Origin of the sequence: Paenibacillus oryzisoli, from assembly GCF_050467285.1 — a bacterium.
Lineage (GTDB): Bacteria > Bacillota > Bacilli > Paenibacillales > NBRC-103111 > Paenibacillus_E > Paenibacillus_E oryzisoli_A.
This window is the reverse complement of the sequence record NZ_JBCMUN010000019.1, coordinates 244,800-271,377: the sequence shown is the minus strand read 5'-3', so window position 1 is coordinate 271,377 and position 26,578 is coordinate 244,800. Positions and strand designations below refer to the sequence as shown.

Here is a 26,578-nt window from a genome sequence, read left to right as displayed (position 1 = left end):
AATAAGGGCGCTATCTTTCAATAGCTGCCTACCATTTTCAAGGAGGACTCCCATGCACGCATTTACGTTCCATAATCCAACTACCTTGCATTTTGGTCAAAATCAATTACAGAAGCTGTCTGTCGAGGTACCGAAATACGGCAACCATGTTTTGCTGGTATACGGCGGCGGCAGCATTAAGGCGAACGGCCTATACACCCAGGTGACTGAGCTGTTAAAAGGGCTCGGCGCCACGATCACCGAACTGGCCGGTGTCGAGCCAAATCCGCGGCTGACGACCGTGCACCGCGGGGTCGAGCTATGCCGCAGCAACAGCATCGATTTGGTGCTTGCGGTCGGCGGCGGCAGCGTCATCGACTGCGCCAAAGCGATTGCCGTCGGCGCCAAGTATGACGGCGACTTCTGGGACATCGTGCGCCGCAAAGCGGTTGCAACCGGCGCGTTGCCGCTCGGCACGATCCTGACGATCGCGGCGACTGGCTCGGAAATGAACTCCGGTTCCGTCATCACGAACTGGGAAACGAAAGAGAAGCTCGGCTGGGGCAGCCCGCATGCGTTCCCGAAATTTTCGATCCTCGATCCGGCGTTCACCGTTTCTCTGCCGGCCAACCAAACCGTGTACGGCATCGTAGATATTATGTCACACGTGTTTGAGCAATATTTTCACCATGACGAGAGCTCTCCGGTGCAGGACGGCTTCTGCGAAACGATTCTTCGCACCGTGATCGATACAGCGCCTCGCCTGCTGGAGGATCTGACGAACCTCGAGCACCGCGGCACCATCCTGTACTGCGGCACGATGGCGCTGAACGGCGTACTCAGCATGGGCGTGCGCGGCGACTGGGCAACCCACAACCTAGAGCATGCGGTGTCCGCGGTGCACGATATTCCGCATGGCGGCGGGCTCGCCATCCTGTTCCCGAACTGGATGACGCACAACCTGGACGCAAACGTCGCGCGGTTCAAGCAGTTCGCGCATCGCGTGTTCGACATCGACGCCGCGGGCAAAAGTGATCGTCAAGTCGCAGAGGAAGGTATCGCCGCACTGCGGGCGTTCTTCAACCGCATCGGCGCACCGGGTCGTTTGGCGGACTACGACATCGACAACGCGACGTTCGAGTCCATGGCCGATAAAGCCATGATCTACGGCGATTTCGGCAACTTCCGCAAATTGACGCGGGACGATGTGTTAAAAATTTATGAGATGTCGCTGTAGGATCGCAGTCAGCGGACGGCATCGACTATGAGGGCAGGTTTAAGAGGGGCTCGCCCCTCTTATTCTGCGTTCAGCGGCGGATTGGAGCGAAATAAGGGGGGCAAACCACTGCTAACCTACGCTTGGTTGGGCAATTTCCATGCGATCCGAGTAAATAAGAGGGGTTTGCCCCTTCTAATTGATAGCAAAACTCGCTTTGGCCAAAAATAAGAGGGGTTGCATGCGCTTACATTTTCTACGGCGGAAGATCGCAGCTCGAGGAACTGCTGCGTCCTGCCAAACTAGCTACTCTACCTGCCTGCTACTCTTACGAAAAACTAGTTACCTCCTCTAGCCTGCCACTCTACCCTTAATTAGCTGCTCCAACCTGACCGTTCCCCTCACACCAACTCGTACTCTACCTGCCTGCTACTCTTATGGAAAACTAGTTACCTCCTCTAGGCTGCCACTCTCACCCTAAACTAGCTACTCCAACCTGACCGCTCACCCTTACACCAGACTTGCTGCTCTACCTGCCTGCCACTCGATTACCTAACTAGCTACTTCCTTCTGCCCGCCATCCTCATGCAAAGCCAACTGCCTTCTCCCGGGCACCACTCGCATTCCGAGACCGGAAGCCTCCGCCCCCGGTTCCTCTGTTCCACCCGCTACCCCCGCGCGGGCAGCAGCTCGTAATCGCGCCACTCTTCCGGCAGCAGCGAACGATACCGCGGCTGCACGTACCGGTCGTCGATCAGCAGCAGCACGCCGTGATCCGTTTCGGAGCGGATGAGCCGGCCGCCGGCTTGCAGCACTTTGTTCATGCCGGGATACACGTAGGCGTAGTCGAAACCGTTTTTGCCTTCGGTGTCCATGTAGTCCTTGATCAAGTTCCGTTCCGGCCCAAGCTGAGGCATACCTACGCCGACAATGACGACACCGGTCAGCCGATCGCCGACAAGGTCGATGCCCTCCGAGAAAATGCCGCCCATGACGGCAAAGCCCACCGTCGTCTTCTCCGAACCCGCCTGGAACGCGGCGAGGAACTGCTCCCGCTCCTCCTCGGACATTCTCGCCTGCTGCACCCAGACGTCGAGCTCCGGCTGTTCACCCGGCTTGCCGGTCTCCGCTTGCGCGTTCTGCCACGCCATCAGCTCATCCGTAAACGCCTCATACACCACGCTCATATACGCATAGGACGGTAGAAAAACAAGATAATTGCCCCCCCGCTCCGTGACCAGCTTCACGATTGTCTGTGCAATTTTTCCGCTGCTCCGCTCGCGATCCTGATAGCGGGTCGACAGCGGCTGGACCTTCACGTCCAGCTGCTCCCGGCTAAACGGCGACGGCACCGTGATCGAGTAGCCGTTCTCGCCCGCCCCCAGCATGTCCATGTAATAGGACAGCGGGGAGAGTGTCGCAGAGAACAGTATCTGCGACCGGTACCCCTTCCCCATCACGCCCAGCAGATGGGACGGGTCCAAGCAGAGCAGCTTCACGCTCACCTCGCTGCGATCTACCCACGACAGCGTCATATAGCGCTCGTCGTACAACCCCGCGATGCGCACGAAGTTGTGCGCAGCAAAAAACGCCTCGCGCAGCGCCGCAGCATTCTCCGCAGCCGCCTCATCCAACGCCGCCCCCGCGGCGCCGAGCGCCATTTCCTGTTCCGCGGCCGCCAGGAACACCTCCAGCAGCGCAATCAGGTCCGTCGGCAGCTCCACGTCGACCCGGCTTTCCTCTCCGCACCGCTTACGCAGAGCGATGAAATAGTTGTTCAGCCCTTTCGCCGCATCCGCCAGCTCCGGGCGCACGCCTTTATACGCCCGCTGCAGCGCAAGAAAGGGTGACTTCACCAGCTCGGCCGAATACATTTCCCGCGCGCGGTCAATTAGGTTGTGGGCCTCGTCAACCAGCAGCACGGTCCCCTTTTTATGCTCATCGAACAAACGTTTCAAATTCACCCGTGGGTCAAAAATATAGTTATAATCGCAAATGACCGCGTCCGCTGCATACGCCACATCCAACGAGAACTCAAACGGGCACACCCGATGCTTCCGCGCATACGCCGTAATCACCTCTCGGGTCATCAGTGTTTCATGCCCTAGCAGATCCAGTACCGCCTCGTTCACCCGGTCGTAGTAGCCGTCCGCAAACTCGCAGTACTCCGGCGTGCAGCGCACCTCGTCCTTCAGGCACACCTTCTCCTTTGCCGTCAGCGTCACCGCGCGGAGCTTCAGCCCCCGCGTCTCCAGCAGCGCCAGCGCTTCCTCCGCCGCCGTACGGGTAATCGTCTTCGCCGTTAGATAAAAAATCCGCTGCACCCCGCCGGCGCCGAATGATTTCACAGCCGGAAACAGCGTCGACATCGTTTTGCCGATGCCCGTCGGCGCTTTGGCGAACAGCTTGTGCCCCTCCTTGATCGTCTGGTACACCGCGCCCGCCAGCTTCCGCTGCCCTTCCCGATAGTTCGGGAACGGAAAAGCAAGCTCCCCCGCGCTCCCGTCCCGCTGCTCCCGATTCGCCGTCTGCAATTGGGCGTACGGAAAATAACCCGCCACGCAGTCATAGACGAACTTCTCCAGCTCCTCGACCGCCGCGTAAACTGTCATGCGCCGAACCTCTTCCGACTCTACCTGAAAATAGGTGAGCCGAATCGCCATCCGTGACAGCCCTCGATCCTTCGCAATCATGTAAGCATAGCATTTGGCTTGCGCCCAGTGGACGAGATAGCCGTCCTCCGGAATCGTATCAAACCCGAGAGAGGTCGACTTAATCTCATCCACGATCAGCGTCTCACCGTCTTCATCCAGCAGCAGGCCATCACATCGGCCATCAACGGTGAAAACCAGCCCCTCATGCTCAATTTCCGCCGACACATAGACCTCATGCTCATCGCCCGGCCCGTATTCCTTTTGCAGCTTCTGGTGCGCCTTCGTCCCATCCGTCAGCGCCTTGGCACTCCGAAAACCTGTCTCAATGCTCCCGGCACTGAACACATACTCCACGAGCGAACGCACCGAAATTTGAATCGCCACCGTCATGCTACTTCCCAACCTTCATCCACCGGAACGGCGTTGTATTGAAAAACAGGTCCGGATTGACCTGCACATTATGCGCCCAAAACGTAAAATGCAAATGCGGCCCCGTCGAAAAGCCCGTCGTCCCGACTAACCCGATAATATCCCCCTGCTTCACGTGATCGCCGGCTTTCACCCGTAACTCCGACAGGTGCGCATACTGCGAAAAAAGCCCCATCCCATGATCGATATAAATGGAATTGCCGGTCAAATACAGCATGTCGGCAAGCACGACAATGCCATCGTTCGTCGCCTTGATCGGCGTCCCCTGCTTCGCAGCCAAGTCCAGCGCCATGTGCGAGCTGTCGAATTTGCCGTTCACATAGCGGGTGTAGCCGTACGGCGTCGTCAGAATCCCCTCAATGGGCTTCACAAACGGCCCCTGAAAAAGAAACGTCGGCTCCGATTTACTCCGCGCCTCGTCAATCAGCTTCTGATCCGCGTTGATCCGCGCCGTATCCTGCTTCATGCTTTCCATTTCCTGCGTGACCTGCAAGTACTGCGTCTCAAACTTCTTGGCGACGACGGTCAACGTCTGGTCGCCGATCGGATACGTGCCCGGCTTCGCGCTCATGCCGATCGGCAAATACGTGAAGTAGCCGGCTCCGTACGGCTGCAGCGTATACGTCTTGCCCTGCCACGTCACCGTGCCGGGCTCCTTATGTCGCACCAGCACCGCGTCGCCCGGTGCGGCCTTGTCCGGGATGAGCTTCCAATCCGCGCTCATCACCGCCTTGGCGCCTTGCTCCGACGCATAGACGCCCGCTTCCGCTTGCAGCTGGAGCAGGTGCGTCTTGGCGCCGAGGATCGCCGCCTTTACGTCCTCCGTCATGGTATCGCTCCATGACGCCCCCCCATCGACCGTCACGAGCAGCGGACGGTCATTCACCTTCACGCTCGGCGGCATCGCCCAGCCGATCTGCGGGGTCAGGAACTGCGCCTGTTTCACCGGCAGTTCCGTCCCGCGCAGCAGCGCCGTCGGCGGCTGCGGCAGCGTGAGTGAGGTCGGCTCCGCGCCGGTCTCGAGACTGAGCAGCGCCGGGATCGCAGCCGGCGCAATCTCCGCCCCCTGCGCGCCTGCCGCAGGGGCTGCCTCGGCGCCGCCCGCTTCCACGAGCGCGGCCTCCTCTGCCGGCACCTCTGTCCACGTGGCGCCGCCGTCCTTGGTTTGCACCAGGCCGTCGGCGTATTTCACCCAGCCGCGTTCCCAGTCCTGCATGCGAAACGCCAGCGCCTCGCGCGGCGGCGGGGTTGGCGCCGGCGTCGCCACGGCGGGCGACGGCACCGAAGTCGCCTTGTCCCACGGCGATAAGCCGAAGACCACGACAGCAGCGGCAGCAAGAACGGCAATGCCGGCGAGCGCGAGTTTGGAGGCCATTTTATTTTTCACGGATGTCCCTCTCCCGTCATCAAGATTCGATCATATGTTCTTTTTATTGTACCAGAAAATTGGGCACGATGTCTTGCCCGCTGCACGAATGACAGTTGACATTCCCTCCCCTCTGGCGTATAAATAAATATAATTCAATACCCATTTCAAATTCGTTGACGAGAAAGAGTACGTTAGCCCCCTTGATCCCCAGAGAGTTGGCCTAGAGCTGAAAGCCAATGTTCAAGCGTTAACCGAAAATCCTCTCCGAGAAGGAAGGCTGAAGCATACGAAGTAAGCCGACCCGGAATCCTGCCGTTACCAAGGACGCGTATGATAGTACGTAGTGGAGTTGCCGGAGGATTGTAATGATTACGATCACGACGGAACAAGGGTGGTATCGCGAGTTCAATCTCGTCCCTTACGGGGCGGGATTTTTTTGTTTTTTCATAAAAAAGAAAGGGATGAATCTCCATGAAAAAAGTTGATGTAAAAGAGAAAGCAAGAGCCCGTGAACTGCGCATTCTCGCCCAGTGGAAGCAAGAGGAGACCTTCCCGAAATCCATCCGAAACCGGGAGGGGAAGCCGAATTTCGTCTTTTATGAGGGCCCGCCGACCGCTAACGGAAAACCGCACATTGGGCATGTGCTCGGCCGCGTCATCAAAGATTTTATCGGCCGCTATAAAACGATGTCCGGCTATCGGGTCGTGCGAAAAGCCGGCTGGGACACCCACGGGCTGCCCGTTGAACTCGGCGTCGAGAAGCAGCTTGGCATCTCCGGCAAGCCTGAAATTGAGAAATACGGGATTGCGGAATTCGTGGAGAAGTGCAAAAGCAGTGTTTTCGAGTATGAGAAGCAGTGGCGGGAGCTCACCGAAGCCATCGCCTATTGGACAGACATGGACGATCCGTACATCACCTTAACGAACGGGTATATCGAGAGTGTGTGGCATATTTTATCCGTGATTCATGGCAAAGGGCTGTTGTACAAAGGCCACCGGGTAAGCCCCTATTGCCCGGACTGCCAAACGACGCTCAGCTCGCATGAAGTTGCGCAAGGGTATGAAGATGTCAAAGATTTAAGCGCGACGGTCAAATTTCGAAGCAAGCGGGGCGGGGAATTTTTACTGGCTTGGACGACGACGCCTTGGACACTTCCGGCCAATGTGGCTTTAGCGGTCAACAAGGACGTGACTTACGTCAAAGTGAGACGTGGCGGCGAGGTCTACATTGTCGCTGAAAAGCTTGCCGCCAAAGTGATGAAAGATGACTACGAAGTCTTATCCAGGCACCAAGGCTCGGAGCTGGTCGGCCTCTCGTATGAACCCCCGTTCGGCTATTTGCAGCTCGGCAAAGGACACGTCGTCGTCGACGCCGACTATGTCAGCGACGCGAGCGGAACCGGCATCGTCCACCTGGCGCCGGCGCACGGCGAGGACGACTACCGGACCGTCAAGCAGCATGGGCTTGATTTCGTGAACGTCGTCAAGTTGGACGGACGGTACAATGACCAGATCGTTGATTTTGCCGGGCGCTTCGTCAAAGACTGCGACGTTGACATCGTCCGCAGTTTGGCCGACCGGGGGTTATTATTTGCCAAAGAACGCTATGAGCACAGCTATCCGTTCTGTTGGCGCTGCAAATCTCCGCTGTTGTACTACGCGACGGAGAGCTGGTTTATCAAGACCACTGCGGTCAAAGACCAGCTCATCGCCAATAATCAGAAAATCAACTGGCATCCCGCTCATCTTCAGGAAGGTCGTTTTGGAAAATTTCTGGAAGATCTTGTTGATTGGAATATCAGCCGCAACCGCTACTGGGGCACGCCGCTCAATCTGTGGGTTTGCGAGGATTGCGGGGTGGAGCACGCGCCTGGCAGCATGAAGGATCTGCGGGCCAGGTCCGTTCAGCCGCTTGACGAGCATCTGGAGCTGCACAAGCCTTACGTCGATGACGTGAAGCTGCGATGCACCTGTGGAGGCGTCATGTCACGAACGCCAGAGGTGATTGACGTGTGGTTTGACAGCGGCTCGATGCCTTTTGCCCAGTATCACCATCCGTTCGGCAATGAGCAGCTGTTCCATGAGCAGTATCCGGCTGATCTCATCTGCGAGGGCATTGATCAGACGAGAGGCTGGTTCTTCAGTCTGCTAGCCGTCTCCACGCTTTATAACGGGCAAGCGCCGTATAAAGGGGTGATTTCAACGGGGCATGTGCTGGACGAGAGCGGGCAAAAAATGTCCAAAAGCAAAGGCAATGTCATCGATCCTTGGGAAATCATTGAGGCTTACGGAACGGACGCTTTTCGCTGGGCATTGCTCTCCGACAGCGCCCCATGGAGCAGCAAGAAGTTTTCAAAGGGCATCGTGTCCGAAGCCAAATCGAAGGTCATCGACACGCTAGTCAACGTCCATTCATTCTACGCGCTCTACGCGACGATCGACAATTATGATGGTGTTGCCTATCCGAAAAAGACTTCCCCCAACGAATTGGATCGCTGGATGCTGTCGCGGGTACACAGCACGCTGCAGCGTGTGACGAAAGGGCTGGAAGGCTACGACTTCCTCAATCCTGCGAAAGAAATCGAAGTACTTGTGGACGATCTCAGCAACTGGTATGTCCGTCGATCGCGCGATCGCTTCTGGGGAAGCGGCATGACGGAAGACAAAATCGCCGCCTATCAAACGCTGGAAGAAGCCCTGCAGACGATCGCCCAAATGATGGCGCCGTATACGCCGTTCCTTTCAGATGACATTTACGGGAATCTCGGCGGTACGCAAAGTGTGCATCTGGCTGATTTCCCTCAGGTGAGGGAGGACCTCATCGACCCAGCGCTGGAAGCGGATATGGAAACCGTGAAGCGGATTGTCGAGCTGGCACGCAGCGTCCGTAACGAAACCGGCATCAAAACGCGGCAGCCATTGCTAGAACTGATCGTGGTGGGAAGCGGCGATGTTCACTTGGCCAAATTCGAGGGAATGATTGCGGAAGAGATCAATGTGAAGATGATCCGGATGGAGCGGCAGGATAGCGGGTTTGTGGATTTTAAATTGAAGCTGAACTTGAAGACTGCCGGGAAGAAATACGGCAAATTCGTCGGCCCACTGCAAAATGTTCTGAAAGAGCTTACCGCGCAAGAAGCCCGCGACATTGTCACTAACGGCTATCTGGAGCTTCAGCTTGAAGGCGAAACGCTTCAGGTCACACTGGATGAGCTGCTGGTCGACAAGCAAGCCAGAGCCGGGTTCGCATCGGCTTCCGGGTATGGGCTAAGTGTAGCTTTGAACACGACAATAACGGACGATTTGCAAAAAGAGGGGCTTGTCCGCGAAGTGATCCGCGCGGTGCAAGACTATCGCAAGAAGCTCGATCTGCCGATTGAGCAGCGTGTGAACCTCGTCCTGGACGTCGATGATGAGTTGAAAGAGGCTATCACGTGCTTTGAGCATGTTTTGCAGGAGCATGTGCTGTTGGCGAGTCTCGCTTTCGGCAGCCGGGACGGCATGGAGACAGTGGAGATCGAGGGTAAGACCTCTGGGATATGTATTGAATAAGCTGGATCTCGGCCGGTCGGACTCCTTGCTTGTTAAGGAGTTCCGATTGTATTTTTCAAACTAGGGACTGCTTCCAGTTTTTTATTCCTATAGCAACGTCCCATTTTCGAGTCATCCATAGTCTAATATAGACCTCGTAAACATATCTAACGGTTATCCTAGCGCCTAGTTGACTATAATGGCCCCTTTTAAAGATCTAACGGTTGCCATAGCGCCTATTTGCCATAAATCCAGTGAAATCTTGTCAAAATCACATAAATAGCCGCTGCTGCAACCGTTACGTGCTGGAATGACTTCTTTACGGCAGAATAAGCGCTGTGGCAACCGTTTACAATCACTCGCCGCCCCGCCTACATCCATTCTCTTCCGAGCGTACCATCATGGGGGGGCCGCTCGACAAACCCGGACCTGGTAAATCAAAAAAGGGTATCCCCTCAGCCATTTGCATGACTGGCGGGATACCCTCTAATTCGCTGAAATTACAGTTTTACAACGTTCTCAGCTTGTGGTCCGCGGTTGCCTTGAACAACGTTGAACTCAACTTGTTGACCTTCGTCAAGTGTTTTGAAGCCTTCGCCTTGAATAGCGGAGAAGTGAACGAATACATCGTTGCCACCTTCAACTTCGATGAAACCAAAACCTTTTTCTGCGTTAAACCATTTTACTGTTCCTACTGCCATGGGGAAATACCTCCAACAAATTATTAACATGTTTTTTTATTCTGCAAAGAGAAAAAATTCACACATTGGATAAGGTTCACAAACAAAAATGAAAACCCTTTACAATGTATGAATTCAGGTTCTTTTTGTCGATTGGATTCATCATATCACAGCCATTTTGAAAACGCAAACGATTTCCAGTGTTTTCTTGTTTGCGCTTCCATCTGCGGAATAGCAGGGGTTGGAGCGTATCCCCTACTTTGGTCTAGGTACGGTTTAGTCTCCGGACGGTTACTCGCAAAGGGGCACAAAATCTATACTACCCTTATAGAGAACGTAGGAGGGCTTCATGTGTATTTAATCATCAGTCAAAGTATGTTATCCATTTGTTTATTTTATGTGATTTTCACCTGGATCGGCGGCGTCAAAGCCGGCCGGCTGCTGTACAGCGGCAGTCTTGAGCAAATGAACAGGAAAACGCGCAAGCTGCTGTTCTGGGCCTGGTTCCCGGCGCTTCTCGCCGCCGCCATTACGGCCGGTGCGGTTTACTTGCAGCGCACGATGGACACAGCCTTTTGGCAGGATCGGCTTTATGTAGAAACGCCGCTCGTCGCGCTGCCGGTCATCCTGATCTGGTTCGTCTCTGTACCGAAAGTGATGAAGCTTCGCTCCTTACTGAAAAAGGCGATCGCCGAGGAGCAGATGACCCTGGAACCGGCGATTTTCGGGCGTGCGGCGCAGCCTGGTCTGATCGTTCCATACCAGCTGGCCGCGCTTGGGGCGCTGACCGCGTTTTATTTTTCCCTGGTGCCGCCGGTGCCGTTCAAATGGTTGGATGTCGCGATTCCGCTGGGCGTTCTGCTGCTACTCACTGCGGTGCTGTGGGGACGTCACCAGTTCCGCTATCAGCAAACGATCGGCTTGGAGACGTATACGGCGCCGAACATCTGGAAACGCGTCAGTACCATGTTTGGCGTGTTAGCCGTCGCGGCGGGCTTGATCATCCTGGGCATCAACTTCGCACTCAAGGCGAGCGAGCTGCCGCCGCAGATCGATATGGCCAGCGGAGCTGCCGATTACGGCGGTCAGACGCCGTCTGACGCGAGCCTGCACCAACACAGCGGAAGTACCGCCGCCATGGCGCCGGGCATGGTGTCCGTAGCGGACCTCAAAGGCCCGCAGGACGGCGTGGCCGACAAGCATTTTACCCTCGTTGCGCAAAAGAAAACCGTTACCCTCAGCTCCGGCAAAACCGTCGACGCCTGGACGTTTAACGGGCAGATTCCAGGCCCTGAACTGCGCGTCCGCGAAGGGGATCTGGTCGAAGTGACGCTGACCAATCAAGATATTGAAGAGGGCGTCACCGCGCACTGGCACGGGCTGGACGTCCCCAACGCGGAAGACGGCGTCGCAGGCGCCACGCAGAACGCGGTCATGCCCGGCGAGACGTATACGTATCGTTTTCGCGCCGAGCAGGTAGGCACGTTCTGGTATCACTCGCATCAGGATTCCCAGGAAGCCGTCAGCAAAGGGCTGTTCGGCACGCTGATCGTCGAGCCGAAGGAAGTGCCGGCACAGGCGGTCAAAGACATCACCGTGCTGACGCACCTGTGGAAGAACACGTTTGCCATCGGCGCGTCCGATCAGCTCATCCACGAAAAAGTCGAGCCTGGCACCCCAGTCCGTCTGCGCCTGATCAATACGGATGACTGGGTAGATCAGACGTATACCCTGGTAGGTGCGCCTTTTCAAGTTGCGGCGATTGACGGCACGGAGCTGAATAAGCCCGATTTGCTGACCAATACGCATGTCGTGGTGACTACGGGCGGACGTTACGACTTAACGTTTACAATGCCGGATCATCCCGTATATCTAGCTGTTGGCAACAACAATAAAATCGGCCTGCTGCTCTCCGCTAGCGATCAAGCCGAAGTGCCGGCCATCCCGCAAACGGTCGCTTTTGATATGCTGAACTACGGCAGACCTGCGGCTACGCCATTCGATGCGAACAGCAAGTTTGATCGGGAATTCAACCTCGTGCTGGATAACAAATTGGGCTTTTATAATCGCACCTTCAATTTCTTGTATACGCTGAACGGGGAAGTATTCCCGAATGCGCCAATGTTCATGGTCAAAGAGGGCGATCTCGTCAAAACGACGATCTCGAATCGCGGCAATGTCGAGCATCCGATGCATCTGCACGGTCATCACGTGCTCGTGCTGTCCCGCAACGGTAAACCTTCCACGGGCAGCCCGTGGTGGTCCGATACCCTCGATGTCCAGCCTGGCGATACGTATGAAATCGCTTTTGTCGCAAACAACCCGGGGCTATGGATGGACCACTGCCACAACCTGACCCATGCCGCAGCAGGCATGTCGATGCACCTCATGTACGAGGGGATTACGACGCCTTACTCGGTGGGCAGCGCAACGAATAACCATCCGGAGTAGCTGACTGAGGGGGACTTTGCATGGTTGAAAATATTTTCGGCGCGGCGGGCTTTACCGCCCTGGGACTCGTCGTCCTGTGGTCCGCCGCCGCCTACTGGAGCAGTCGGCTGCCGTACAGCGCGTCGACGGTTCATTTGCGACGCCGAGCGATCGGCGTCGTTCTTCTGCTGTGCCTTGGCGCGGCCCTTGCCATCGCCAAGGCCGTGCTCATCGCCGCCGTCTGGCCGGTCGGCTGGCCCGCCATGCAGCTCAAGCTCGCGCTGGAGCTGGGGCTGTTCGGCGCGCCGACGCTCGCGGCGCTAGGCGTGTCGCTGCCGCGCCTGCTGCGCTTGGCGCGGCGATCGCGTGCGCAGCGCAGGCCGCTCGCTGCGGACGAAAGAGCCGGCACCGCGCGGATCGCGCTGGTGCTGCCGGTGCAGGCGGCCATGCTGGGCGCGGTGGCCGTTTTGGTTTACACCTTCTTCACGGCGGTGCCCTTACCCGTGAAGATGATCGCGGTGCCGCCGTTGCTCGTCACGGCGGGCACCGCCCTGCAGGCGGTTCGGCTGCAGCGCCGAACCGCGAAGCTGCGCAGCCCGGCGTGGGCGAAGCCCCGCCTCGGGCTGCGGCTCCTGCGCGCGGCCGCCAGCCTCGTGGCGGTGGCGGCCGCGCTGTGGCTCTGGCTGAGCGCAGCCAGCCAGATGAGTGTGCTGCCGCCGACGCTGTCGATGGCGGCAGGCGTGATGGACACCGGCGGCGCAGCGCCGGCGGGCGGGCACGCCCACGATGCGATGGGCGGGATCAGTGTGGCCTCGCTGAACGGGCCTCGGCAGGGCGAGCCGGACAAGCGCTTTACGCTGACGGCGAAGCGGCAGACGGTCTCGCTCAGCTCCGGCGCGCAGGTGGAGGCCTGGACGTTCAACGGGCAGCTGCCCGGCCCCGAGCTGCGGGTGCAGCAGGGGGACTTGATCGAAGTGACACTGATCAATTCGGATATCACCGATGGCGTTACCTTGCATTGGCACGGGCTAGATGTACCGAATGCCGAGGACGGCGTCGCCGGTGTCACGCAAAATGCCGTCATGCTAGGACAGACCCACGTGTACCGCTTCGTTGCGGCCGATGCCGGCACGTATTGGTACCACTCGCATCAAGAATCGTACATCGGAGAAGGGAAAGGGCTGTTCGGGGCGCTTATTGTCGACCCGAAGCCGGCAGGAACAGAGGCGATCGGGCCTACCGTGCTGGATATACCGATTGTCGCGCATACCTGGCAGGGGACGGATAACGCCGTGTCGTTTGGCACTTCGGACGGCATCCGCATACAAGAAGCGGCGCCCGGTACGCCGGTCAGGCTGAGGCTGATTAATACCGATAACGATCCGATCGCTTTTCAGCTGCAAGGGACGCCGTTTCGGGTCAGCGCTATCGATGGTACGGACTTGAAAGAGCCGACAGAACTTCGCGATCAGGAGCTGCAAGTGGCCACCGGCGGGCGGTACGATGTGACGTTTACGATGCCGGAGCAGGCGGTTCAACTGCTTCCGCGTTCGCGGCACGAGCCCAAGGAGGGCACGCGTACTGCGCTCGTTTTCTCCACGAGCGGGCGTGACGAGACGGCGGTGAAGCCGTCGCTGAAAAAGCTCCCGGTCTTTGATCCGTTAGCTTACGGGCGCCCGGATCCGGCGGCGGTTGCCAAGTTAACCGGCAGCTACGATCGGCAGTTTACGCTGATATTAGATAAACGATTGGGCTTCTATAACGGGAAATTCGCGTTCTCGATGACGATTAACGGCAAGCTGTTTCCGGATACGCCCATGTTGATGGTGCGGGAGGGAGATGTGGTGAAAACGACGTTCGTCAACCACAGCACGGCGAATCATCCCATGCATTTGCACGGTCATCACATGCTGGTGTTGAGCCGGAACGGTCAGCCGTCGACAGGCAGCCCCTGGTGGGTAGATACGCTGAATGTGGCGCCGGGCGATGTGTACGAGGTCGCCTTCCTCGCGGACAATCCCGGTCTGTGGATGGATCACTGCCACAACTTGCAGCATGCATCCGTGGGAATGAGCATGCACCTGATGTATGAGGGCGTCACAACGCCGTACGTCATGGGCAGCGCAACCGGCAATCATCCGGAATGAAAAGAGCTTCATTTTCAAAAAAGGGGGAGGGCATGTCAGGTTTAATGACATGTGCATTGACAAAATCGCCTCTCCCGGTTTACCCTAAGAGTAACTTTTCGTATAACCTTAATAATTGGATTAAGGGTCTCTACTGGAAACCGTAAATTTCTAGCTACGAAAAATGTGCCCCGGCCCTGCCTGCATATTTTTCTGGGCTAGTTTTTTTTATGCTTCATTGCCATAAAATGAAGGTAGGAGGTAGCGACCATGTCCACCATTCTCATTAAAAACGCCGAAATCATCACGATGAATCCGGGCGGCGACATCTTTACCGGCGACCTGCGGATTGAAGGCGACCGCATCACCGCCATGGGCTCGGAGCTGATTGCCACGCCGGGCGAGTACGTCATTGACGCTGCGCACCGCACGGTCATCCCCGGTTTCATCCAAACACACATTCACCTCTGTCAGACCCTCTTTCGCGGCAAAGGCGACGACCTGGAGCTGATGGATTGGCTTAAACAGCGCATTTGGCCGCTGGAGGCGTCCCATGACGAGGAATCGCTCTATTATTCCGCCATGCTCGGCATCGGCGAGCTCATCCAAAGCGGCACCACCACCATCGTCGATATGGAGACGGTTCATCATACGGATTATGCCTTTCAGGCCATTGCCGAGAGCGGTATCCGGGCTTTGTCCGGCAAGGTGATGATGGATAAAGGCGACGAGGTGCCGTTTCCGCTGCAAGAGAAGACGTCGGAGTCTCTTCAACAAAGCGTCGATCTGCTGGAAAAATGGCACGGCCACGACGGCGGGCGCATTCAGTACGCGTTCTCGCCGCGTTTTGTCATCTCGTGTACGGAGGAGCTGCTGCGCGAGGTTCAGCAGTTGTCCCAACGGTACAACGTCAAAGTACACACTCACGCCTCCGAGAACCGCGGCGAGATCGAGATTGTGCAAGCCGAGACGGGGATGCGCAACATCGTGTACCTCGACCATCTGGGCCTGGCCAATGAGCGGCTCATCCTGGCGCACTGCATCTGGCTCGACGAGGAGGAAAAACGCATCATCCACGAGCGCGGCGTGCATGTGAGCCATTGCCCCGGCTCGAATCTGAAGCTCGCCTCCGGGATTGCCGAAACGCCCGACTTGCTCGGGAAGGGCATCTCGGTCAGCTTAGGGGCGGACGGCGCGCCGTGCAACAACAATCTCGATATGTTCAACGAGATGCGGCTGGCCGCGCTGATTCAAAAGCCGGCCCACGGTCCGACGACGATGAACGCTCATGCGGTGTTCCGCATGGCGACGATCGGCGGCGCCCGCGCCGTGGGCATGGAACACGAGATCGGTTCGCTCGAAGTCGGCAAGAAGGCCGACCTGGCGATCCTCGATCTCAACAACTTCCACGTCTACCCGTCGTTTGACGTGGACCCGATCTCGCGCATCGTGTACTCCGCGACGCGCGCCGATGTGGAGACGACGATCATCGGCGGCCGGATCGTCATGGAGAACCGCATCATGAAGACGATTGACAAGGCGATCGTCCTGCCCGAAGCGAACCGCGCCATTCAGCGGCTCTTGAAGCGCGCCAACCTCCGCTAAGAAGCGGAGGTTGTTTTTTTGGACCCGGCGCCCCCTCGCAAAACCGTGGGCACCTCTCCCTCCTTTATGGCATAGGGTAAACCATAGATGGAATTTTAAGGGAAAGGAGCAGTGCCATGCTTCGCAAGCCAAAAGTCATCACCGCCGTCAAGGTGAACGGCTCGGTCGGGGAGATGCAGGTCAACAGCCTGATCAATCGGCTTTATTTTGCCAATCAGGATACGCGCATCGGGGTGCTGAATGGGGATACACGGCAGATTGAAGGGTATATCCAGGTCGGGGAGGGGACGTTTTTTCTCGCTGTTCATGAGGCTTCGAACCGCATTTACGCGACGAGCTTTCGCGAGGGGAAAGTCACCTTTATCGATGGGAATATCCATCAGATCATCGCCACGCTGGAGGTGGATGAGCATCCGTACGGTATCGCTGTGCATCAAGGCTCGGGCCGCATCTATGTCGCTTGTACGAGCGGTGCGATCTACGCCATTGACGGCTATACCGCCGCCATCCTGCATGTTTGGCATGTCGGGGGGGCACCTTCGCTGCTGGCCGTTAACGAACGTACGAATCGCATCTACGTGACAAATACCGGCAGCGATTCCGTTCACATCTTGAATGGGGATACGCTTACGCTGATCGCCACGCGCAAAGTCGGCCGCAATCCGCTCATTGCGCCGGCGCTCAATCCGGTGACGAACCGGATTTACTTGGGGAACAACCTCAGCACGTACGGCTCCGAGCTGCAAGGCGGCTCCCTCGCGCCCAGCAAGCCGATCCGGCTCGGGCGCAGGCAGCACGCGGTCGCGGTCAATCCCCGCTTGAACCGCGTCTACTACGCCTCTGCGCAAGTGAGCGGCAGCGGCAAGCTCTACGTCGTAAGCGGAGCCACCCGCCGCGTGGTGAAGTCGCTCCCGGCGCCCACGTTCGCCTCGCTGCTGGTGAACCCGTCGACGCACCACATCTTCGTCGGGAACAGCGAAGGAAAAGCGCTGGCCGTCTACAGCGGCCGCAGCCACGCCAGGCTTGCCCTGCTGCCAGTGCGCAACCGCGGCGGCAGCCTCGCGCTCAACCCGCGGACGAATCAGGTGTTCGTCGGCAGTGAGAATCTGATTACTGTCGTGCAGGACTGACGAGGAGAGTGGGGTTTCGTGGGCCAGATTCTTCTGGAGGTTCCGGGAGTGTGGGGCGGCCGGTTACCTAAACAAACTAGAACTAAGAGGGCCTACCTCCTGCTAATTTGTGAAATTTGGCCATTTTCGCTCAGCTAAGAGGAGCTAGCCACTCTTAGTGGATGCACTCCTGGCCATTTTCCTTAAATGAACCGGAATTAAAAGGGCCTAGCCCCTTCTAACTTGCGGAAATTAGCTGTTTTCGCTCAGCTAAGAGGGGTTAGCCACCCTTAATTATCTACAAAGACCTTCTTATGTGCGTCAACATTTGTTGCCCTTCACCTACTAGCCTATCCTCTAGCTTCTTAACCTGACTACATGGGTTTCCGGGCTTCCGAGGTGCCAACGGCGCCAGCTATGCCACTGCCCAACGCTGACATAAGAGAGGTAGACCTCTCTTATTTTGGGAATTGCCCCGTTTGACTAGGCAATAAGCGTGGTAAACCACTCCTATTTCGCGGCAAGGCATCATTTTCTGCGGGGAACGGTTACGATAAGCGTGGTTTACCGCTTCTATTTGTCCGCTCCTATGTCAAAACCTCAGAATAAGAGCGGTTAGCTACGCTTATTTCCCTCAGTACGGCATGCAGCGTAGGCCAAACGGTGTCCCGTCACACGCTGGCGTCACTTCGAGGATATACGTTCCGGCGTGCACAAAAAAAACAGCCCCTAACCAAAGTTAGGGGCTGTCTTATGAACAAGCTTACAGTTTTACAACGTTCTCAGCTTGTGGTCCGCGGTTGCCTTGAACAACGTTGAATTCAACTTGTTGACCTTCGTCAAGTGTTTTGAAGCCTTCGCCTTGAATTGCGGAGAAGTGTACGAATACATCGTTGCCGCCTTCAACTTCGATGAAACCAAAACCTTTTTCTGCGTTAAACCATTTTACTGTTCCTACTGCCATGGGGATATTACCTCCAAAATTAAATTAACATGTTCTTTTTCGTAGTTTTCGTACAAAAAAAATTACATATTGAAAAGGGTACCGTCTGCTTAAAAAGATAACCCTTTGCAATATGCAATTCCAGGTTAAGCCTCCAAGTCTATACCTACTGTATCACACAAAATTGCATAATGCAATTAACCCTCGGAGGGATTTTTTACTAGGTCTATCAAGGCATTGCGATCCTCCAAACGAAGGGCAATCGCCAGCGCTAAAGCGACATCTTTCGACGGCAGCGTTCGACCGTTTTCGATTGCGTTCAAGACGGAATACGAAACCCCGGCCTTCTCACTGAGCTTGCGAATGGTGAGATTTTGCTGCTCCCGCAGCTCTTTTAGTCGGATATGAAAAGCCACGGAGGCCTCACCTCAATCTTTCTTCATTTGTTGTCTATGAATTTCCGCTCTAATTTTGTCGAATGGGTCTTCCCAATCCGGCGGCTTGATGGTTTTGCCCAGTTCGTTCTTGTGAACGAGACCGTCCGGCCACACCTTGGACATGTTCGCATGCTGCACGATGTCAAAAATCGGCCCAGGCTCCACGCCCATCTCCACCAGTGTCCCCAGAACAAAATACAGCTCGTCGATCATCGCGTCGACTTCATCCTCAAGCGTCGCCGCTTCTTTGAACTCGTCGAGCTCCTCTTGCATCCACGCCAGGCGGGCGGCTTTGCGTTCGTCCGTCAGCCGCTGCGGTGAGCGGCCGATCGGATGCTCGAACGTTTCATGAAATTGTTTAACGGCTTCATAGGCTTTATTTAACGGCATACGGTCGTTCAACTCCCCAAAAATGGTTTCCTTTTATATACCACGTTCAAGGAAGCTTGGTCAATGCAATCGGCCGCTAGCCACCTTATTTCAGATGACGTCCTTGGATAAACCGGCTGCCCCAATAGCCCGTATAGATGGAATTGATCGCGACACCGGAGCTGGTCGTGTTGCTGATAAACTTACCGCTTCCGATATAGATGCCGACGTGATTGATTTTGCCCGGGGTAGATGTGCTGAACATAACCAGATCCCCCTTCACCAGCTTCGACTTGGACGATACCTTCGTCCCGACAGAAGTCTGGGCTTTGGAACCCCATGGAATCGAAATGCCGTTCTTGCTAAAAACAAGCTGCGTAAACGCCGAACAGTCCAGAATCAGGCGCTTCGTGTCGCGCGTGCCGTACCGGTATTTGACTTTGCCGAGGTAGGACTTCGCTGTCGCGACTATGCGGTCTGCACGTGTCGTACTTGTCGCTGCGGCGCTAAGCGTCGTCGCATCCGCCGTAACAGATGCAGCCGTCGCGGCCGAAGCCGTATGCGGCTGTACCCAGGCGGTACCCACCATCAGAGATAAACTTAGACTAACGCCTACAAAAGTTGCACCAAGGCGGTTACTGCTCATCAGTTTCATGATCATGGCCTCCTCCAGTAGCAGAAATAATAGGATTGCGTCCTATGCCTATTTACCATAGCATAATCTGCCTATCCTAAAATTTAGCAAAGGAGGGTGCAGTCCCCGCCCCACCAACGATTACCGGGCATTCTTAGAATTGTCTGAGAATTCCATGAGAGCTATTCCCTTGACAGCAATGTATCCGCTTTATTGCCAGTTTGCTCCTGCCTGAACTCCGATGGCGTGAAACCGAACTTCTTGCGAAACACCTGCGAGAAATGGCGCATGTCCTGGTAGCCGATACGTTCCGCGACGTCCGCCAGCTTCAGCTTCGGATTCAGCAGCAGCTGCTTCGCCTGCTCGAGGCGCAGGTTGATGACGAACTCCTTGAACCCGTGGCCCGTCTTCTGCTTGAAGAGCTGGCTGAAATAGACCGGGTTCAAATACACAATCGACGCGACCTTCTCCAGGGAGAGATCGTCGTGGTAATGCGTGCGGATGTACTGGAGGGCTACCTCCACCGAACGGTCGCTGCCGCTCGCGTGATGCTCATACACCTGCGTCGTGGACGCTTGGCGCATGCGCTGCACCTCGGTCGGCACGTCCTGGACGTGCTCGATGCGCACCGTGCTCATGATCTGGAACGGCACCTTCAAATAGTTGACGAGATGGCTGCGCAGCTCCTCCACAAGGCCCGCGACAGGCGTCCCTTCGTTTGGCGTCACCAAGCCGAGCAGGCTCTTGCTGTCGTGCACGGTGACAAAGCCCTTCCCGTCGCGCTCGATAAGCTCCAGCAGCACATTCTCGATAATGAAATTCTCGAGATTGACGGGCTTATCGGTCTCCATTTTCACCATGATGAGGTAAAAATACGGATACTGCTCCATAAACGGCGCCATATCGATACGCCCTGTATCAAGTCCCTGCACCCAGCGCTGGAACACCGCCTCCTGCAAGTACTTGCGGTTGACTTTCAGCAGCTCCGCCTCTTCCATAAGCTCATTCTCTCTCGCAATCTCCTCGCCAAGCTTGCGGATCATATCCGTGAGCACGTCCTTGCCGATCGGCTTAAGCAAATAATCCTTGGCGCCGAGCCGCACCGCCTCCTGGGCATAAGAAAATTCCGAATAGGCCGAGATGACCACCCATTTGACATGGGGATGACGGCTTCGCGACATTTTCATGAGTTCAAGCCCGTTCATCCCCGGCATCAGAATGTCGGTCATGACAATATCGATCTCCTCGCTGCGCAGCAAAGCCACTGCCTGCTCCGCGTTTGCCGCCAAATGGATGGCATGCTCGGGAAAACGGTTATGCAGCGTCCGTTGAATCCCTTCCCGGATGACCGTTTCATCGTCTACGATCAAAATATTCATGCTAGTTGATCCCCTTTACGAGGAAGCGGCATCACAATGGTCACCGTTGTGCCTTCCTCAAGTTTACTTGTGATGCGCAGACCGTAGCTATCGCCAAACATCAGCACGATGCGTCTATGCACGTTCGTCAGGCCGATGCCCCGCCGAGGGCGCATGCTTCCTTCTTCCAACTGCTGAGAGGCCCGGGCGTTCCGCAAGCCGTCGCCAACAGCAAAATCCCCCATGAGTTGGGACTGCATCCGCTGCAGCAGACTCTCCTCAATGCCGACGCCGTTATCCGCAACGACGACATGCAGTTCTCCATCGTGTACTTCCGTCCACACGCGCAGCACGCCCTGCTTCTGCAGGGGCTCCAGGCCGTATTTGACCGCGTTCTCAATAATCGGCTGCAAGGTCATCTTCGGCATCACGACCTCCAGCCATTCAGGTTCAATGTCTACAACCGTCTGCACGCGGCCTTCCAACCGGTTCTCGATAATCGTCAAATAGTGCCGCATCTGCTCCAGCTCTTGGCGAAGCGTCGTTTGCGAAGCCTCCTGCCAGTCGCTGCTATAGCGAAACATTTGCGATAGCGACAGAATAACCTTCCCCAGCCGGTCGTTCTCTTGCTCATCGAGCATCCAGTAGATCATATCCAATGTGTTATACAAAAAATGCGGGTTCACCTGCGACTGCAGCGCCTGCAGCTCGGCGTTTTTCTCGCTCATGGAAGCGAGCGTAATCCGCTCAATTAGCTCCTCCATCCTGTATACCATTCGATTAAAAGAGGATACAAGCGAGTTGATCTCTTCGAATGAATTCACATTCACGGAGCCCGTGAAGTTCCCCATCTCCACCTGCTTCATCTCGCGGATCAGCAGCTTGAGCGGCGACGCAATCGTGCGCGACACCAACCCGGCCAGCGCGGTCGCCAGGAAGATGAGAATGACCAGGACGTAGTATAAATACTCACGGGTCTTCACAACCTCCGCGTTAATATCCCCTTTCGGGGTCAAACCTACGACCGTCCAATCGGACATTTTCGCTCTCGCTGCTACGATCAGCTGATCGGTGCGGTCATCCACGATGATATTATTGACATCCGGCCGCTTCACACCCGAAAAGGACGGGATGTTCTGTTTGTCCTCCGCCGTCGTGGCGATGAGCCGATCATTTTGATCCACAATATAGACCTTGGAGTTCGGGGAAATCGTCACGTTGGACAGCGCGGCCAGAATCGGCTGCGGATTCGTCTCAATGAGCATGACGCCGATGACGCGATGATCGGACAAATCAAACAGCTTGCGCCCGAAGACGAACATCGACTCCTTCTGGAACTGATTGATGACCGAGCCTTGCAAGAGGCCGAGCCACACCATCTCCCCTGAGGAATCCTGCAGCTTTTGATACCACTCCGTTGTGGAAAAGTTGGCATCGATCACGCTGTCGAAGTTGCGGGCATAGTTGTAGTTTTTACCGCCGCTCGAAATCACATGAATGCCGACGATGTCATCCCGCGAATAGTAGATTGCGCCTAAAATGTTCGTAATCTGCCGCTCATTGAAAATATTGACCGTCATTTCGGTGCTTGCGTCACGCTCTTCAATTAAACGGAGCATTTCATAGTTGGAGTTCAGCGACTTGGTAATGCTGTCATACCCTTGCAGAAGGAGATCGAACAGGCCGACGGTTTGGGAAATATTTTTCTGTGCCAGATCGCTGATCTTGTTATGAATAATTTGAGTCGTCCGCTGGTAATAAAGAACGCTTACAATACCAACCAGCACTAACATACCGGACATAAAAAGGATGAACAGCCGGTTATGGATGGAATTCATTCCGCGTCTCAAGATGAATCGTGCTCCCCTTTCCTAGAGGCCGTACACGTTAATTGTATCACACAGGCAGAAACGCAAAAAAGAGAGGGGTGAAAGTTAACCCTTCACCGCTCCCGCGACCATGCCTTTGGTAATTTTATCAGCTAATAAGAAGTAAATGATGATGACCGGCAGAGCCCCTAGGACGAGGAACGCGCCAATCGCGCCGTAGTTGACCGAGTACTGGCTGACGAAGGAATTGACCCCGAAAGGCAGCGTCTTGAGCCTCTCCGACGAAATGAACGTCGCCGCGAGAATGTACTCGTTCCAGATGTTGATGAAGGTCAGAATGCAGACGGTCATCATCGGCGGCACCGAGATCGGCAGCATAATGCCTGTGAAAATTTTGAACACGCCCGCCCCGTCGACAACCGCAGATTCTTCAATTTCCGCCGGAATCGATCGCATGAAGCCACTTAGAATGAAGACGGCCACCGGCGTCTGGAACGCGATGTATGGCAGAATGAGCGCCAGATGCGTGTTGAGAATGTGCATGTGCTTGAAAATGATCATGAGCGGCAGCAGGGTCGCTTGCATCGGAATCATCATCCCGATCAGGAAAATCACCATGACGACGTTGCCATACTTCCATTTAAACCGCGTAATGGCGTAGGCCGCCAGCGAGCTGAGGAACAGCACGCATACCATCGTGACAACGGTGACGAACACTGAGTTTTTCAAGTATTGAAAATAATGTCCCGCATCGATGGCATCGGTAAAGTTCTTCCACTGCAGCACATGCGGCAGGGCGAAGAATCGGCCCGACAAAATTTCTTCATTCGTTTTGAGCGAGTAAATCGCCAGCCACACCAGCGGATATAGTTGCGTAACGACGAGCACGGATAGCAGCAGAAGGACGAGCGTCTTAACGATCGAGAAGCTTTTGCGTCTCCGTATGATAGCAGGTTTGGCCGAAGCCGCTTCCCTTGCGTTTAACATGGTGACACTTCCTTCCCTCACGAAAATCTTCTCTCAAGCCGGTTAAAGATAGCATTAATAATGATCGTAGCCACTAGACACAGGATAACCAGGAATGCCGCCATCGCACTTCCGTACCCGTATTTCATGGACAGGAACGAGTTGTTGTACATCAACGTCGAGATCACGTCCGTGGCATGCGCAGGTCCGCCGCCCGTCATCACCATGATCATGTCGAACGCTTGCAAGGAGCCAATAAAGGCCAGGACAATCGATATTTTGAAAATCGGAATATTCATAGGGAATGTGATATACCAGTCGGCCTTGAGACCTTCGGCACCGTCAATTCTCGCAGCTTCATAGACCTCGGCGGGAATGTTCTGGATACCGGTAAACTGGATCAGCGTGTGGTAACCCAGGTACTGCCACAGGGCTACAAAATACAGCGAGTACATGGCAATCTTCGGTTCTGTCAGCCAGGAATGCGCCCAGCTGTTAAGATGGAGCAATTCGAGCACTTGATTGAGCATCCCGCCCATCGCGGCAGGGTTGTAAATCGTCTTCCATAATTGACCAATGATAACTACGGATAGAATAACGGGCATGAAATAAGCCGAGACAAGAAAGTTCGGTTTTTTAACAAATCGGTTCAGCAGCATAGCCACAGCCAGCGCAACCGGAATTTCCACCATGGAAAATACAGCGAACATCAGCGTCCGTTTGACAGACGGCCAAAATACAGGGTCGTGGAACAGCATCGTCCGGAAGTTTTCCAGTCCGATGAATTTCGATTCGCCAATTCCGTTCCAGTCCAGCAATCCGCTGTACATCGAAACCAGAATCGGAACGAAGACAAGGCAGACATAGATGATCAGACAGGGCAGAACAAAAGCGGCAATCGTCCACTTGGAGACTCTTAATACATTCACTTGGGTTGCCTCCTTCATGGCATTACCTAACGGGAACTTACCCGGGGCGCCGCGGGGGCGTCCCAGGTAAATCTCCTGCAGGTGTTCATGCGAAATTATTTTTTGTTATTTGCGTCGTAAGCTGCTTGGTGTTCTTTCGCAACTTCAGCTGGATCTTTCTTCGCAACGAAGAGGTTTTGAATGGAAGTCAAGTGACCTTGCGACGTACCAGGGTTCATCGTGTTATCGAAGGAGATGTCGCCGCCTTTCACCACTTTGAACAGGTTCAGAACGTCCATCGCCATGTCGGAGTAACCGGCAGCTTTGAAGTCGCCGTCTACTTTTTGAGCCAAACCAACCGCGCCTTTAACCGCGAAAGCTTCTTTCGGGAAGTTCGTCATGAAGTAGTTCAAGAAATCTTTTGTTTCTTTCAAGTGTTTGCTGTTCGCGGATACGGCGAAAGCAGATCCAGGCGCCAGCATGAACTCGTCAGGGTTGCCTTTTCCTTTAACGGTAGGGAATTTGAATACGCCCACTTTGCCGTTAACAGAGGAAGTTTCGATACCGCCAGTTGCCCAGCTTCCCATGTAGTACATCGCGGCTTTGCCTGTTTTGAACAAGTTCTCGCCTGCGTTGTAGTCGAAAGATGTTACCCCTTCCTGGAACGCGCCTGCTTGGATCAAATCCTCCAGGGAGCCTACTGCGTCTGTAAATGCCGGGTCATTGAATGTTTTCTTGCCATCCACAACCGCTTGCAGGAAGCCTGGGCCGCCGTTTGTACGAAGCAGGATGTTCATGAACAAGAACGAACCGGTCCATGTATCTTTTTCACCGATCGCCATTGGCTGAATGCCTTTAGCTTTGAGTGTTTTCACATCTTCGATCATTTCTTCAAACGTTTTTGGCACATCGGCGATGCCCGCTTGCTTGAACAGATCTTTGTTGTAGTACACAACGCCGATGTTGTTGCCGTCAGGCAGCGCGTAGACGTTGTTGTTGAACGTGTACCAGTCCAGAAGGCCTTCTTGGAACGTTGCTTTCAAACCATTTTGGTCGAGCATGTCGTTCAGCGGTGCAAACAGACCTGCGTCAACGAAAGGCTTCATTTGTGCGGCCGGGTTCACCACCGTAATGTCCGGAACTTCTTTGGACGCAGCTTGCGTTTTCAACTTCAGCTTTTGTTGGTCCGTGTTCAAGGAGTCAAGCTCAATCTTGATGTTCGGATTTTTGGATTGGTAGTCATTCACGATTTTTTTCAACATCCCGTTTTTCGGGTCTGTTGGATCCGGATATATGTTCTGGAATGTAATCGTAATGTTTTCTTTTTTCTCTGTGGTGCTGCCGCTTGTGCTAGCCGATGCGCTAGGCGCAGCCGAGCTGGAAGTGTCGGTTTTGCTGGAACCGCAAGCTGTCAAACTGACGGCAAGAACGCCTGCCGCTACGACTGGAAGTACTTTGAACTTTTTCACAAGTCATATCCCCCTCAAATGAGTGATGTTCTTTATGCTCTTATTATGCCTGCAGATGGATACCTCTTACAATGCAGGAACTTTAGGTATCATGTTTGATTTTTTAAGATTGGCAGACAGGGATAAGTTGCCCGATGGAGGAGGGTTTTATGAAGGAATGTGGGGAGGGATGAGGGAACAAGTGGCGCACCAGGGCTCATCCCAGAGTGTCGCAGTTGCCTTACAGACGTGCATGTCAAAACTTGCCCCACAACGATTCATGTGAAGGGGCTTTGGGATACAGTTCATCGCTAACGGTTGCCCTGGTGCCTATTTGGTGCCAAACGCCACTTTTCCAAGGCTAACAGTTACAGTGAGACTTTATCCGTGAACGGACACACGCAGAGAATGTATATGATTTTTCGAATACATATTCAAAATCAGGCCTCAAATCACGAAATGTGTATGATATTTCGAATAGAATTGATTGATTTTATGTGAATGCAGCGCATTATATATGATTATTCGTATACACTTTGTGTTCTCTCGCAGAATCCC

General features: G+C 55.1%; 18 protein-coding genes, 1 riboswitch and 1 other annotated feature. Of the genes, 6 read left to right on the top strand and 12 right to left on the bottom strand.

Going from position 1 to position 26,578, the window contains the following annotated elements; translation table 11 throughout:
- Positions 1-52 precede the first annotated feature (52 nt).
- The gene (locus ABE504_RS27495) at positions 53-1,216 is read left to right on the top strand and encodes an iron-containing alcohol dehydrogenase (protein WP_430095023.1); all 1,164 of its coding nucleotides are present in this window, start codon (positions 53-55) and stop codon (positions 1,214-1,216) included.
- A gap of 647 nt (positions 1,217-1,863) precedes the next feature.
- Here ABE504_RS27495 and ABE504_RS27490 read toward each other — a convergent pair.
- The gene (locus ABE504_RS27490) at positions 1,864-4,239 is read right to left on the bottom strand and encodes an ATP-dependent DNA helicase (protein ID WP_430095094.1); all 2,376 of its coding nucleotides are present in this window, start codon (positions 4,237-4,239) and stop codon (positions 1,864-1,866) included.
- A 1-nt stretch (position 4,240) separates the two neighbouring features.
- Positions 4,241-5,665 (bottom strand): M23 family metallopeptidase, encoded by a 1,425-nt coding sequence (locus ABE504_RS27485; RefSeq protein ID WP_430095021.1) that lies wholly within the window; start codon positions 5,663-5,665, stop codon positions 4,241-4,243.
- 146 nt (positions 5,666-5,811) lie between these two features.
- Positions 5,812-6,069, top strand: a binding site (T-box leader).
- A 49-nt stretch (positions 6,070-6,118) separates the two neighbouring features.
- Between ABE504_RS27485 and ileS the strand changes: the two genes are divergently transcribed.
- Positions 6,119-9,199, top strand: a complete 3,081-nt coding sequence (gene ileS / locus ABE504_RS27480; RefSeq protein ID WP_430095019.1) for an isoleucine--tRNA ligase — start codon at positions 6,119-6,121, stop codon at positions 9,197-9,199.
- Positions 9,200-9,678: 479 nt separating this feature from the next.
- Here the strand turns inward: ileS and ABE504_RS27475 are convergent, their stop codons facing one another.
- Positions 9,679-9,879 (bottom strand): cold-shock protein, encoded by a 201-nt coding sequence (locus ABE504_RS27475; protein ID WP_126140957.1) that lies wholly within the window; start codon positions 9,877-9,879, stop codon positions 9,679-9,681.
- 330 nt (positions 9,880-10,209) lie between these two features.
- Between ABE504_RS27475 and ABE504_RS27470 the strand changes: the two genes are divergently transcribed.
- The 4 genes from ABE504_RS27470 to ABE504_RS27455 all read left to right on the top strand — a co-directional run bounded on the left by ABE504_RS27470 (position 10,210) and on the right by ABE504_RS27455 (position 17,149).
- Positions 10,210-12,309 (top strand): multicopper oxidase domain-containing protein, encoded by a 2,100-nt coding sequence (locus tag ABE504_RS27470; protein WP_430095017.1) that lies wholly within the window; start codon positions 10,210-10,212, stop codon positions 12,307-12,309.
- A 20-nt stretch (positions 12,310-12,329) separates the two neighbouring features.
- A complete protein-coding gene (locus ABE504_RS27465) occupies positions 12,330-14,435 on the top strand; it encodes a multicopper oxidase family protein (RefSeq protein WP_430095016.1) in 2,106 nt (701 codons plus the stop codon).
- A 78-nt stretch (positions 14,436-14,513) separates the two neighbouring features.
- A riboswitch (purine riboswitch) is annotated at positions 14,514-14,612 on the top strand.
- A gap of 72 nt (positions 14,613-14,684) precedes the next feature.
- Entirely contained in the window at positions 14,685-16,019 is a 1,335-nt protein-coding gene (locus ABE504_RS27460) for a 5'-deoxyadenosine deaminase (protein ID WP_430095014.1), read from the top strand.
- Between the two features lie 116 nt (positions 16,020-16,135).
- Positions 16,136-17,149: a YncE family protein gene (locus tag ABE504_RS27455; RefSeq protein ID WP_430095012.1), complete on the top strand. Its 1,014-nt coding sequence runs from the start codon at positions 16,136-16,138 to the stop codon at positions 17,147-17,149.
- A 742-nt stretch (positions 17,150-17,891) separates the two neighbouring features.
- Here ABE504_RS27455 and ABE504_RS27450 read toward each other — a convergent pair.
- The 9 genes from ABE504_RS27450 to ABE504_RS27410 form a co-directional block, all read right to left on the bottom strand.
- Entirely contained in the window at positions 17,892-18,092 is a 201-nt protein-coding gene (locus tag ABE504_RS27450; RefSeq protein WP_126140957.1) for a cold-shock protein, read from the bottom strand.
- 176 nt (positions 18,093-18,268) lie between these two features.
- Complete coding sequence (locus ABE504_RS27445) at positions 18,269-18,487, bottom strand: helix-turn-helix domain-containing protein (RefSeq protein WP_430095009.1); 219 nt, start codon at positions 18,485-18,487, stop codon at positions 18,269-18,271.
- 12 nt (positions 18,488-18,499) lie between these two features.
- Positions 18,500-18,898, bottom strand: coding sequence for an HAD family hydrolase (locus ABE504_RS27440; RefSeq protein WP_430095007.1), 399 nt, complete (start codon positions 18,896-18,898; stop codon positions 18,500-18,502).
- A gap of 85 nt (positions 18,899-18,983) precedes the next feature.
- Positions 18,984-19,532, bottom strand: a complete 549-nt coding sequence (locus ABE504_RS27435; protein ID WP_430095005.1) for a C40 family peptidase — start codon at positions 19,530-19,532, stop codon at positions 18,984-18,986.
- A 161-nt stretch (positions 19,533-19,693) separates the two neighbouring features.
- On the bottom strand, positions 19,694-20,890 hold the full coding sequence (locus ABE504_RS27430) for a response regulator transcription factor (protein WP_430095003.1): 1,197 nt from the start codon (positions 20,888-20,890) through the stop codon (positions 19,694-19,696).
- On the bottom strand, positions 20,887-22,719 hold the full coding sequence (locus ABE504_RS27425; RefSeq protein WP_430095001.1) for a sensor histidine kinase: 1,833 nt from the start codon (positions 22,717-22,719) through the stop codon (positions 20,887-20,889). The genes ABE504_RS27430 and ABE504_RS27425 overlap by 4 nt, the downstream gene beginning before the upstream one ends.
- Before the next feature lie 84 nt (positions 22,720-22,803).
- Positions 22,804-23,685 carry a carbohydrate ABC transporter permease gene (locus ABE504_RS27420; protein ID WP_430094999.1) on the bottom strand — a complete coding sequence of 294 codons (882 nt, stop codon included), beginning with the start codon at positions 23,683-23,685 and terminating at the stop codon, positions 22,804-22,806.
- Between the two features lie 17 nt (positions 23,686-23,702).
- A complete protein-coding gene (locus tag ABE504_RS27415; protein ID WP_430094998.1) occupies positions 23,703-24,593 on the bottom strand; it encodes a carbohydrate ABC transporter permease in 891 nt (296 codons plus the stop codon).
- Positions 24,594-24,688: 95 nt separating this feature from the next.
- On the bottom strand, positions 24,689-26,041 hold the full coding sequence (locus ABE504_RS27410) for an extracellular solute-binding protein (protein WP_430094996.1): 1,353 nt from the start codon (positions 26,039-26,041) through the stop codon (positions 24,689-24,691).
- Positions 26,042-26,578: the final 537 nt, after the last annotated feature.

Excerpts from the sequence above, each read along its gene's own strand:
- ABE504_RS27495 (WP_430095023.1), top strand. The coding sequence starts at position 53 with ATGCACGCATTTACGTTCCATAATCCAACTACCTTGCATTTTGGTCAA.
- ABE504_RS27490 (WP_430095094.1), bottom strand. The coding sequence starts at position 4,239 with ATGACGGTGGCGATTCAAATTTCGGTGCGTTCGCTCGTGGAGTATGTG.
- ileS (WP_430095019.1), top strand. The coding sequence starts at position 6,119 with ATGAAAAAAGTTGATGTAAAAGAGAAAGCAAGAGCCCGTGAACTGCGC.
- ABE504_RS27475 (WP_126140957.1), bottom strand. The coding sequence starts at position 9,879 with ATGGCAGTAGGAACAGTAAAATGGTTTAACGCAGAAAAAGGTTTTGGT.
- ABE504_RS27465 (WP_430095016.1), top strand. The coding sequence starts at position 12,330 with ATGGTTGAAAATATTTTCGGCGCGGCGGGCTTTACCGCCCTGGGACTC.
- ABE504_RS27460 (WP_430095014.1), top strand. The coding sequence starts at position 14,685 with ATGTCCACCATTCTCATTAAAAACGCCGAAATCATCACGATGAATCCG.
- ABE504_RS27455 (WP_430095012.1), top strand. The coding sequence starts at position 16,136 with ATGCTTCGCAAGCCAAAAGTCATCACCGCCGTCAAGGTGAACGGCTCG.
- ABE504_RS27450 (WP_126140957.1), bottom strand. The coding sequence starts at position 18,092 with ATGGCAGTAGGAACAGTAAAATGGTTTAACGCAGAAAAAGGTTTTGGT.
- ABE504_RS27440 (WP_430095007.1), bottom strand. The coding sequence starts at position 18,898 with ATGCCGTTAAATAAAGCCTATGAAGCCGTTAAACAATTTCATGAAACG.
- ABE504_RS27435 (WP_430095005.1), bottom strand. The coding sequence starts at position 19,532 with ATGAAACTGATGAGCAGTAACCGCCTTGGTGCAACTTTTGTAGGCGTT.
- ABE504_RS27430 (WP_430095003.1), bottom strand. The coding sequence starts at position 20,890 with ATGAATATTTTGATCGTAGACGATGAAACGGTCATCCGGGAAGGGATT.
- ABE504_RS27420 (WP_430094999.1), bottom strand. The coding sequence starts at position 23,685 with ATGTTAAACGCAAGGGAAGCGGCTTCGGCCAAACCTGCTATCATACGG.